The organism is Asticcacaulis sp., assembly GCF_020217185.1.
Classification (GTDB): Bacteria; Pseudomonadota; Alphaproteobacteria; order Caulobacterales; family Caulobacteraceae; genus Asticcacaulis.
Map to the genome: position 1 here is coordinate 1 of NZ_JAIWNX010000162.1, position 10000 is coordinate 10000.

At 61.6% G+C, this 10000-nt stretch carries 12 protein-coding genes; 10 read left to right on the forward strand and 2 right to left on the reverse strand.

The annotated features are described in order from the left end of the window. On the forward strand, nucleotides 1–593 hold a 593-nt coding region (gene cydB, locus LDL37_RS08020; protein WP_290796467.1), incomplete at its 5' end, for a cytochrome d ubiquinol oxidase subunit II. A 130-nt stretch (nucleotides 594–723) separates the two neighbouring features. Next, on the forward strand, nucleotides 724–846 hold the full coding sequence (gene cydX, locus LDL37_RS08025; RefSeq protein WP_126419631.1) for a cytochrome bd-I oxidase subunit CydX: 123 nt from the start codon (nucleotides 724–726) through the stop codon (nucleotides 844–846). 38 nt (nucleotides 847–884) lie between these two features. Here cydX and LDL37_RS08030 read toward each other — a convergent pair whose 3' ends face one another. Continuing rightward, the gene (locus LDL37_RS08030; protein ID WP_290796471.1) at nucleotides 885–2024 is read right to left on the reverse strand and encodes a polysaccharide biosynthesis protein; all 1140 of its coding nucleotides are present in this window, start codon (nucleotides 2022–2024) and stop codon (nucleotides 885–887) included. Nucleotides 2025–2226: 202 nt separating this feature from the next. Here LDL37_RS08030 and LDL37_RS08035 point away from each other — a divergent pair, with 202 nt between their 5' ends. The 3 genes from LDL37_RS08035 to moaC are packed head-to-tail and all read left to right on the forward strand — an operon-like array spanning nucleotide 2227 to nucleotide 3462. Further along, nucleotides 2227–2523, forward strand: a complete 297-nt coding sequence (locus LDL37_RS08035; RefSeq protein ID WP_290796474.1) for a MoaD/ThiS family protein — start codon at nucleotides 2227–2229, stop codon at nucleotides 2521–2523. Then, nucleotides 2486–2989, forward strand: coding sequence for a molybdenum cofactor biosynthesis protein MoaE (locus LDL37_RS08040; protein WP_290796477.1), 504 nt, complete (start codon nucleotides 2486–2488; stop codon nucleotides 2987–2989). The genes LDL37_RS08035 and LDL37_RS08040 overlap by 38 nt, the downstream gene beginning before the upstream one ends. Further along, nucleotides 2986–3462, forward strand: coding sequence for a cyclic pyranopterin monophosphate synthase MoaC (moaC, locus tag LDL37_RS08045; protein WP_290796480.1), 477 nt, complete (start codon nucleotides 2986–2988; stop codon nucleotides 3460–3462). Before LDL37_RS08040 ends, moaC begins: the two co-directional genes overlap by 4 nt. On the opposite strand, the gene LDL37_RS08050 is transcribed toward moaC, so the two are convergent. Then, on the reverse strand, nucleotides 3459–4328 hold the full coding sequence (locus tag LDL37_RS08050; protein WP_290796483.1) for a 50S ribosomal protein L11 methyltransferase: 870 nt from the start codon (nucleotides 4326–4328) through the stop codon (nucleotides 3459–3461). The two genes, moaC and LDL37_RS08050, sit on opposite strands and share 4 nt — an antisense overlap. Before the next feature lie 95 nt (nucleotides 4329–4423). Here LDL37_RS08050 and LDL37_RS08055 point away from each other — a divergent pair, with 95 nt between their 5' ends. From LDL37_RS08055 to LDL37_RS08075, 5 genes are all read left to right on the forward strand, one after another. Next, on the forward strand, nucleotides 4424–5245 hold the full coding sequence (locus LDL37_RS08055) for a hypothetical protein (RefSeq protein ID WP_290796486.1): 822 nt from the start codon (nucleotides 4424–4426) through the stop codon (nucleotides 5243–5245). A 20-nt stretch (nucleotides 5246–5265) separates the two neighbouring features. Beyond that, nucleotides 5266–6018 (forward strand): gamma-glutamyl-gamma-aminobutyrate hydrolase family protein, encoded by a 753-nt coding sequence (locus LDL37_RS08060; RefSeq protein WP_290796489.1) that lies wholly within the window; start codon nucleotides 5266–5268, stop codon nucleotides 6016–6018. Between the two features lie 285 nt (nucleotides 6019–6303). Next, a complete protein-coding gene (locus tag LDL37_RS08065; RefSeq protein ID WP_290796492.1) occupies nucleotides 6304–7695 on the forward strand; it encodes an aspartate aminotransferase family protein in 1392 nt (463 codons plus the stop codon). Between the two features lie 196 nt (nucleotides 7696–7891). Continuing rightward, nucleotides 7892–8143: a hypothetical protein gene (locus LDL37_RS08070; RefSeq protein ID WP_290796495.1), complete on the forward strand. Its 252-nt coding sequence runs from the start codon at nucleotides 7892–7894 to the stop codon at nucleotides 8141–8143. Nucleotides 8144–8395: 252 nt separating this feature from the next. After that, nucleotides 8396–9916, forward strand: a complete 1521-nt coding sequence (locus LDL37_RS08075; protein WP_290796498.1) for an alpha-amylase family glycosyl hydrolase — start codon at nucleotides 8396–8398, stop codon at nucleotides 9914–9916. The last annotated feature ends 84 nt before the right edge of the window (nucleotides 9917–10000 follow it).

A 10000-nucleotide genomic window follows, 5' to 3' on the forward strand; every position in this document is an offset into this window, starting at 1 on the left:
AAGGGGCGACCTGGGTGTCACTGAAGATCGAAAAGGGTGCCCTGCGTGACCGCGCCATCACCTACGGCGTCTATGCGGCTCTGGCGGTGATCGTCCTCTATGCGCTGGGTGGCGTCTATCTCGCCTATGGCGGTCTGGGCTTCAAGGTCGTGGGCGACGTCGCCGTAAATGGCCCGTCCAATCCGCGCAATGCCGAGGTCGTCAAGGAGGCCGGCGCGTGGCTCCTCAACTACGGCACCTATCCGTGGATGATCGCGGCTCCGGTGCTGGGCTTTGTGGGCACGCTGCTGGCGCTTCTGGGCCTGAAGACCAAGGCCGATCCGTGGGCCTTCATCGGGTCTTCCATCGGCGTGCTGGGCATTATCGGCAGTGTGGGCGTTTCGATGTTCCCCATCATCCTGCCCTCGACCATCGACGCCCGCTCCAGCCTGCTGGTGTGGACGGCCTCCAGCTCGCACACCACCCTGTTCATCATGCTGGGTGTGACGCTGGTCTTCCTGCCCATCGTCCTGCTCTACACGGCGTGGGTTTATAAGGTGCTGTTCGGCCGCATCGAAGTGAAGGCGTTGAAGACGAATCCGGACCTCTATTGAGAGCATGGGGGAAACCCTGTTTCCCCCATGTGCCCCCTTCTCAGGATGGCGAAAAATTTTCTTGGGGCGGCCCTGCGAAAATTTTTCACATCTTTCTTGAGCCTGACGTCGTCAGGCAAGGAGTTGCAAAATGTGGTATTTTACCTGGGTGCTGGGCCTCGGTCTGGCCGTAACCTTCGGGATTTTGAACGGGATCTGGTTCGAATTCCTCACTACCGATGATCCCGATGCCGAAGACCCGCATAAGGATTGAGATGCAAAAAACCCCGCTGGTGACAGCGGGGTTTTTTTCTACACCTCTTCGGTGTGTGGCGTCGGCGGAGGCGGGGAGTAGTCGCGCAGGGTTTTGACGAAGCGGAAAACCTGCGCCTTGACGATTTCGTCCTCGCCGCGTTCGGCCAGCGTGAACAACTCGCTCATCAGATTGGGCGGCAGGTGCAGGTCCATCGCCTGATTGACCACCTTGAAAATGCCCGGCCGCAGCGGCTCACGGATTTCGTTGTCGTCCAACAGCGCCTCGGTGATCTTTTCGCCGTCGCGCAGGCCGGTCAGGACGATCTTGATGTCCTTATCGACCTTGAGGCCGTACATGTCGATCATGCGCTTGGCCAGATCGTAGATACGGATCGGCTCACCCATTTCGAGGATGTACAGGCTCGATTTTTCCGACAGGTTTGTTGCGTTGTGCATGGCCGCCGTCATGACCAGCTGCACCGCCTCGAAAATGGTCATGAAGAAGCGCTCGACCTTGGGGTCGGTCAGCGTAATCGGCCCACCGCGGTCGATCTGCGCGCGGAACAAAGGCACCACGGACCCTGTCGAGCCCAGCACATTGCCAAAGCGCACAACGCAGGCCTGATTGAGATGGCCCATTTGCGACGAAATCAGGTGTTCGGCCAGACGCTTGGTCGCCCCCATCATCGAGGCCGGCGCCACGGCCTTATCCGACGAGATAAGCACCAGTTGCTTCACATTGGCCGCCTGCGCCGCGTCGATGACGTACTGCGTGCCCATGACATTGGTCAGCACGCCTTCCGACGGATTGATCTCGACCATCGGCACGTGTTTGAGCGCCGCCGCGTGGAAGATGACGTCGGGCTTCTGCGCCACGAAAATGGCCTCAAGGCGCGCCTTGCGCCGGATGGAGCACAGGATCAGGCTGACCGGCGGCTTGCCAAACTCCAGGTTCAGCGACTGCTCGACATCGTAGAGCGCCAGTTCGCTGTGGTCGATCAGGGTGACGTGCGCCGCCCCCAATCGCAGGGCCTGACGCGCGATCTCAGAGCCGATGGAACCACCGCCGCCGGTAATCAGGATGCGCTTGCCGGCATAGAAGGCGTTCAGCGCCGCGTGGTCCAGATGCACCTGCGGGCGTTGCAGCAGCGACTTGTACGAAATCTGATCATTGGGATCAGCCAGCGTCAACTTCACGTTGCGCCGTCCCATCAAGCCGGACTTGGCCAGAAATCGCAAAATACGATAATTAAAAATGGCCATACGAACCTAATACCGGCCTCGAAAAAGAATAAAACCTACAGGCATTGACACCCCCCGCGTCGTGCGTGCATGGCGATAAAAAAGCGTTCACCCACACACAACTTACAGCTTTTCGTGAAAAAAGAATAAGGTAATTTTGTGGGCGACCGATTTTCCCCAACCGTTTTCCACCGGTAGCTTTATGAAGGTCACAGTTCTCTTTTTTGGCAAGGTGGCCGACGTGATGGGCGAGCGGCGGCGCGTGTTGGACCTTGCTGATACGTCGGGGCGGCTGTTTGACCTGCGCCAAAGCGTTCTGGAACCTGCCTTTGCGTCTGGCGGGCTGGAGGCGCAGCGGGTGCTGATGAGCGTCAATCAGGTGCTGACCAACGATGACCGCGCGTTGCAGGATGGCGATGAGGTGGCCTTTTTTCCTGTCTTTTCCGGAGGCTGAGGGCATGGCGGTGGTCGAAACCCTGTTGCTGCCGCAGGCGCTGGACGGACAGACCCTCTATGGCCGCTTTGTCGAGGCCAATCGCGGGGCCGGGGCCATTGTCACCTTTTCCGGCCGGGTGCGCGGTGAGACGACCGCGGGCGCGGTGTCGCATCTGTGGCTCGACTGGTATCCCGGCATGAGCGAGCAGAGCCTCAAGGCTATTGCTGAGGCCGCCGCTGAGCGTTTCGATGTGCAGGCCCTGCTGGTGGCGCATCGCTGTGGCGAGGTGAAGGCCGAAGACGAGATTGTGTTTGTGGCGGCCGCTTCTGCGCATCGGCGGGCGGCCTTTGAGGCGGCGGACTATCTGATGGACCGGCTCAAGTCCGAGGCGGCCCTGTGGAAGCGCGAGGTCGGTGAGGGCTTTGCGCGCTGGGTCGAACCGACGGCCAAAGACGCCGACGATCTGAAACGGTGGACATCATGAGCGAAAACAGCCTGACACACATAGGTACGGATGGCCGCGCCCACATGGTCGATGTCGGGGCGAAGGCTGTCACGGTGCGCAAGGCGCGGGCTGAGGGGCGGCTGATCTGCGCCGCTGAGACGCTGAGTATTGTGCGCGACGGCAAGGCCCCCAAGGGGGCGGTGATCGCCACGGCCGAGATCGCGGGCATCATGGCGGCCAAGAAGACGGCGGACCTGATCCCCCTGTGCCACCCTTTGAGCCTGTCGAAGGTCGGGCTGGAGATCGTGATGGATGAGGCCCTGCCGGGCTTTCGCCTCAGCGCCGAGGTGAAGACGTCGGGGCAGACGGGCGTCGAGATGGAGGCCCTGACCGCCGTCTCGGTGGCAGCCCTGACCCTCTACGACATGCTGAAAGCCGTCGATAAGACCATGCGGATCGACGGCATAGAGGTGGTGGCCAAGGCCGGCGGCAAGGCCGATTACGGGTATTAACCGCCGCGCTGCATAACCAGCGTGCACCACGCATCGCGGTGGATACGGCGCACGACGCGGAAGCCCTTGGACAGGTAGGCGGCTTTGACGAAGCGTTCCTGTGTGCGCAGCAGGCCCGACAGGATGACCGTGCCGCCCGGCTTGAGCGCCGTCTTGATCGCCTGCGACAGACCGACCAGAGGACGGGCCAGAATATTGGCGAAGACCAGATCGTAGGGGGCGTCCTTGCGCACGTCCTTGTGGTTCAGGCCGTTGGCCCACACAAAGCGCGCGGCGGCCGAATTGAGCTTGGCATTTTCGTTGGAGATGCGCACGCTGATGGCGTCGATATCGGTGCCGACGGCGTATTTGGTGCCAGTCTTGGCGGCGGCGATGGCCAGCACGCCGGTGCCCGCACCGACATCCAGCACGCGCTCATAACGGTGCTTTTTCAGCAGGTCATTATAGGCCCACAGGCAACCGACCGTCGTGCCGTGATGCCCTGTACCGAAGGCCGCTCCGGCTTCGATGCGCAGATTAACCGCGTTGAGCGGCTTTTTGCCGCGATCGTGAATACCGTACACGAAGAATCGTCCGGCGCGCACGGGCGGCAGACCCGACAGGGCCATGGCCAGCCAGTCGGCATCGGCCAGTTGATCCGCCGTGACGATCAGTTCCGGATATCCTGCCAGAAGCTCTTGTAAACGCTGATCTTCTTCCTCAGTGGTGGGGAAGGCGTCGATGCGCCAGATATTGCGGTCCTCATCCTCTTCGAGGATCGAATAGGTCGCGCCTTCGAGCCAGGCATCGTTGTCGATGGCCTCCGCAGCGGTTTCTGCCACCAGACGGGGGCCTTTTGCGATGATTTGTTGTGGATTATAAGTCATTGTAGGCTTTGCAGATCGTCCGATTCGATGTGACGGAAGCGTTTCAACGGTCTTTTATGCGTAAGGGGGCCCTTACGCCAATGGGAAAGTAGGCAATGGCGACGGAAAAAAAGACGAAGACGGTAAAAGCGGCGGAAATTCCGGCGGATGCCGGGGTGAAAAAGACCATCGCTCGTAAGGCTCCGGCGCCGAAGCCTGCGGCGGAAGCCGCTGTGAAGGCAGCGACCGAAAAGACCGTCAAGGCTGCCGACGCTACGGCCAAGAAGGCAGCAAAGACGGCCGCCGCTGTGACGAAGAAGGCCGAATCCGCCACCAAAGCGGCCACCGCCAAGATCGAAAAGGCCGCCAGGACCGCCAAGGCCAAGGTCGAAAAGGCCGAAAAGGTTGTCGAGGCTGAGGTCAAGAAGGCTGCCCGCTCCACGACCCGCGCCGCCAAGACTGTCGCCGCCGTTGAGCCCAAGGTGACAAAGGCGCGCACCCGTGCCACCAAGGCTGTCGAAGCGGCTCAGGGCGAGATCGACAAGGCCGTCAAGCGCGCCAAACCGGCGCTCGACAAGGCTGCCCAGACCGCCAGCGCCGCCGCCGCCGTGGCTAAGGAAAAGCTGGAAGACGCCGCCGAGGCTGCCAAGCCCGTCGTGGAACAGGCGAAGGCCAAGCTCGACGACGTCGTCGAGGCTGCCAAGCCGAAGATCGAGGAAGCGGTACACAAGGCCGAAGAGGTCGCCGCCGCCGCCAAAGACAAGCTGGATGAGGCCGTGGAAAAGGCCAAGCCGGTGCTGAACGAAGCCAGGGAGGCGGTCGAAGAGGCCGTGGCCAAGGCCCAGACCGAAGCCCATAAGGTGCAGGAAGAGGTCAAGAAGGCGCAGGCGCAGGTCAAGAAACGCGGCTTCTTCGACTGGCTGTTCGGCCGCAAATAGGCGAGGGGGCAGAGCGGCGGATGCACGAAGCCCTGCCGGTCATCGGTATCACCTGCTGCCATCGTGACTTCGGTGTCGAAATGGCGCAGGCGGTGATGGACCGTTATGTTCGCGCCGCCACCACCTACGCTGAATGCTCTGCCGTCCTTATCCCGGCCATTACCGGTTTCTTTGACGCCCGTTCCGTTGCTTCGCGACTGGACGGGCTTTTGCTGACCGGATCGCCCTCCAATATTGAAGCGCGCCGCTATGGTCAGGCCGAAGGGGAGGGGCCGTTCGACGCCGAACGCGATGCGGTGTCGTTGGCGCTGATCGAAAGTCTGACCCTGATGGGCAAGCCGGTCTTCGGGATTTGCCGCGGCTTTCAGGAGATCAATGTGGCGCTGGGCGGCACGCTGCGCCGGGATCTGGGGACGGCACCTGAGGGCTCCGGGCGGCTTGATCATCATGCGCCCGCGAAAGCCCGTTTCGCCGACATGTTTGACCACGGGCATCCGGTGGCCCTCACCCCAGACGGCGTGCTGGCGCGGTCGGTCGGTCGCGAGACGCTGACGGTCAATTCGGTGCATTTTCAGGGGGTTGACCGGCTGGCCGAGGGCTTAAGCGTCGAAGCCGTGGCCCCGGATGGCGTGGTCGAGGCCTTCAGCGCCAATATCGGCGGCGCGCAGGTGCTGGGCGTGCAGTGGCACCCGGAATGGCAGCCGGAGCTTTATCCCGACCGTCAGGCCTTTTTCCGCTTGCTCGGCGCCGCGGTGCGCGGAAACGCGATTTAACTTGGCCTCCTCTGATAAGGCTTGCAGCGTTCAGTTTAGAGCTAGCGCCAGTAAGGTTAGAACCACAGATTACACAGATTGCACAGATGGGCGCTGCGCGCCGGTGCGGGGCCCGAACGTCCATTTATCTGTGAAATCTGTGTAATCTGTGGTTCCTATCATTTCCAGTAAACCCCTTCCGCAAATTGTGATCACAATTTTGCGCGGCCCGTGATTTGGCCATTCCGCTTTTAGCGGGGCGGGGCTATAGTCCCGTGAAAACCTTTCCGCCACGGAGCGCCCGTCATGAATCTTCCGCTCAAAAACAACGACTCCGCCGAACTGAAGGCGCTCGATCTGGCGCACCACCTGCCGGCGCAGGCCGACTATGCGCTGCTGGAGCAACTGGGCGGCAGCCGTATTATCACCCATGCCGAAGGCTGTGTGATCACGGATATTGACGGTAAGTCTCTGCTGGACGGCATGGCCGGGCTGTGGTGCGTCAATGTCGGCTATGGGCGTAGCGAACTGGCCGAAGCGGCCTATAAGCAGATGCTGGAACTGCCCTATTACAACACCTTCTTCAAGACGGCGACCGCCCCCGCCGTGCGGCTGGCGGCCAAGATCGCCGAGAAGATGGTTCTGGGCAATCCGGACCTCAAACACGTCTTCTTCAACTCGTCGGGGTCTGAGGCCAACGACACGGTCTTCCGTCTGGTGCGTCACTACTGGACGCTGAAAGGCGAACCGGGGCGTCAGGTTTTCATCTCGCGCCGCAATGCCTATCACGGTTCGACCGTCGCCGGCGCGTCGCTGGGGGGTATGACCTTTATGCACGCGCAGGGCGGTCTGCCCATTCCCGGCATCGAGCACGTGCGTCAACCCTATCTGTTCGGCGAAGGCTTTGGTCAGGACCCGGACGCCTTTGCCGACGCCTGCGTTCAGGACATCGAAGACCGCATCCTCAGCGTCGGGCCGGACAAGGTGGCGGCCTTTATCGGTGAGCCGGTGCAGGGTGCCGGCGGCGTGGTCATCCCGCCGGAAAGCTACTGGCCCAAGGTCGAAGCCCTGTGCCGCAAGTACGGTATACTCCTGATATGCGACGAAGTGATCTGCGGCTTCGGGCGTCTGGGTCAGTGGTTCGGCCATCAGCATTACGGCGTCAAGCCGGATATCATCGCCATGGCCAAGGGGCTGTCGTCAGGCTACCTGCCCATTTCGGCGGTGGGCGTGTCGTCGCATATCGTCGAGGTGCTGAAAACCGGCGGCGACTTCGTGCACGGCTATACCTATTCGGGTCACCCGGCGGCCTGCGCCGTGGCGTTGGCGAATATCGGCATTATCGAGCGCGAGGGCCTGATCGAGCGCACGCGCGACGTGACCGGCCCCTATCTGGCCAAGGCCCTGAAACGCCTCGACGGCCATCCGCTGGTCGGCGAAGCGCGCTCGATCGGGCTTCTGGGCGCGGTGGAAATCGTCGCCGAAAAGGGCACCAACACGCGTTTCAAGGGCGCCGAAGGTCATGCCGGTCCGGTGGTACGCGACATCTGTATCAAGAACGGTCTGATGGTGCGCGGCATCCGTGACACCATCGTCATGTGCCCGCCGCTGATCATCACCGAGGCCGAGATCGACCGCATCGTCGATATTCTGGAGGCTTCGCTGAACGAGGCCGAGCCGGTATTGCGCGCGCTCTGATCGCTTTCTTATGAAGCGGTGACGCCTCGCCTCGCGCCTTTTGATGCCAGGCAGCCTAAGCTGTCGAGGCATGAAACGAGCAACCCTGTCCTGCGCACGCCGCCTCTGACAGCACGTGCAACATAATCGGCCCGGTCTGAGTGTCCCCCGGCTCAGACCGGGCTTTTTTGTCTCAATCGTAAGCAAGGAAACGCCTATGACCGCCCCACATAAGACCGACGATCCGCAAAAGGCCGAAACCGCCGATGTCCGCGAGCACTTTTCGCGCGATAAACCCTCAAATGGCGAAGCGGGCGAATCCTATGGCGACGAAAAGGACAGCAAGGATGAGCGGATGCAGCCCAAAACGCCGAACGGCAAGGGGCTGGCCAACGAGCACTATGTCAAAAGCGATTCTGATCAGCCGCGCGTCGCCGAGGAACCGGGCTCTTTAAGCGGCCGCAGCTAACCCCGCATACGTATTCATCCGTCGCGTGTCTGTTCGCGAATGAGCGCCTGTGTTTTCCTGCGTCAAAAGACAGGGAGACAGAGCATGGTATTGAAATCGCTGACAGGCGCGGCGCTGGCGTGTGCGCTGCTGGCCACGGTCGCGCACGCGCAAACGGCTAGAGCGGATTTCGTTCAGACTGAATCGAAATCTCGCTCCAGCCGTCTGTTTTGTCGCGCATTTGATTCCGAAAACCGCTGCACACTTTTCGGAATGCGCTCTAAAATCGACGTATCGAAGGTCGCTGCTCAGCCGCGCGACAATGGCCTGCCCGTCCACTGGAACCGCAGCGCCACCTTTATGGAGATCTTCGTTCGCTCCTATCAGGACTCCGACGGCGACGGCATCGGGGATTTCAACGGCCTGACCTCGCGGCTCGACTATCTGCAAAGTCTGGGGGTGACCGGCATCTGGCTGATGCCTATGCACCCGTCGGCGGACAAGGACCACGGCTATGCCGTCAGCGACTATCGCGCCGTTAATCCGGCCTATGGGACGATGGCCGATTTCGAGCGCTTCGTAGCCGAGGCGCACAAACGCGGTATCGGCGTCATCATCGACTATGTGATGAACCATTCGGCCAACGACAACCCGATCTTCCTCAGCGCCGCGCAATCGAAAACCTCGCCCTATCGCGACTGGTACATCTTCGCCGACAAGGACCCGAAGTGGGCGGGCTTTTCCTGGGGGCCGTGGCGCCAGAACAAGGTCGGCAAAGGCTATTTCTATGGGCTGTTCGATGATCAGATGCCAGACTTCAACCTGAAAAATCAGCGTGTCATCGACTATCACGCCGACAATTTCCGCTTCTGGCTGAACAAGGGCGTGGATGGCTTCCGTATCGACGCCGTGACCATGCTGGTCGAAAACGGCCCCACCGCCTATATGGATCAGCCGGAAAACCTTGAGGTGCTGAAACAGGTCAATGCGGTCGTCAAGGCCTACCCCAACCGTTACCTGATCTGCGAAGCCTCCGAACAGCCCGCCCTCTATGCCGGTGAGGCCTGTACGAACTCTTTCGCCTTCGGCACGCAGAAGGAAATCAAGTCCAGCGCCCGCGATGGCAGGCTGTCGGCAAAGCTGGCGACGCAACTGGCGTCGGACAAGCGCGCCCTGATGCCGCTGGTTCTGCAAAGCCACGATTCCTATGTCGGCGACCGCCTGATCAATGACCTTGATGCCGGCAGCTACCGCGTGGCGGCGGCGGTGTCGATTTTGGCGTCTGACACGCCGTTTTCCTATTACGGTGAAGAGATCGGGCTGGCCAATAATGGCAAGTATGACGACCCCGGCCTGCGCGCCCCGATGAGTTGGGATGGCGCGGTCGGACATGGCTTTACCACGGCGGCCCAGCCCTATCGCGCCTATGCCACCAATGCGGCCACCCATAATGTAAAGGCGCAGACCGGCGAAGGCGGCAGCCTGCTGGAATATTACCGCGCCCTCTATCTGGCGCGGCAGGCGCATCCGGTGCTGGCCGACGGGACCTTTACGCTTCTGTCGAAGGCCGGGGAGGAGACGCTGGTCTTTGCACGTCAGAAGGCCGGACAGGGGGGGCTGGTGTTCATCAACCTGTCTGCCGCGCCGCAGACGATTGAGACGAAAGGCGAGGGGGTGTGGACCTCGGCCTTGGACCTCGGCGCGCCGGCGCAACTGACGGGGCAAGACGGCCAACTGCGTCTTGTCCTGCCGCCTAAGGGCGTGGCCGCCTATGTGGCGGCGGGCAGGCCATAGTCGTCCTGCCCGCGCCCGCCGTCCTTTGGTGGTCCCGGCGTGAATCCCGCTTGACCCGCCGGGGGGGCTCCTGTATAGCCCCCC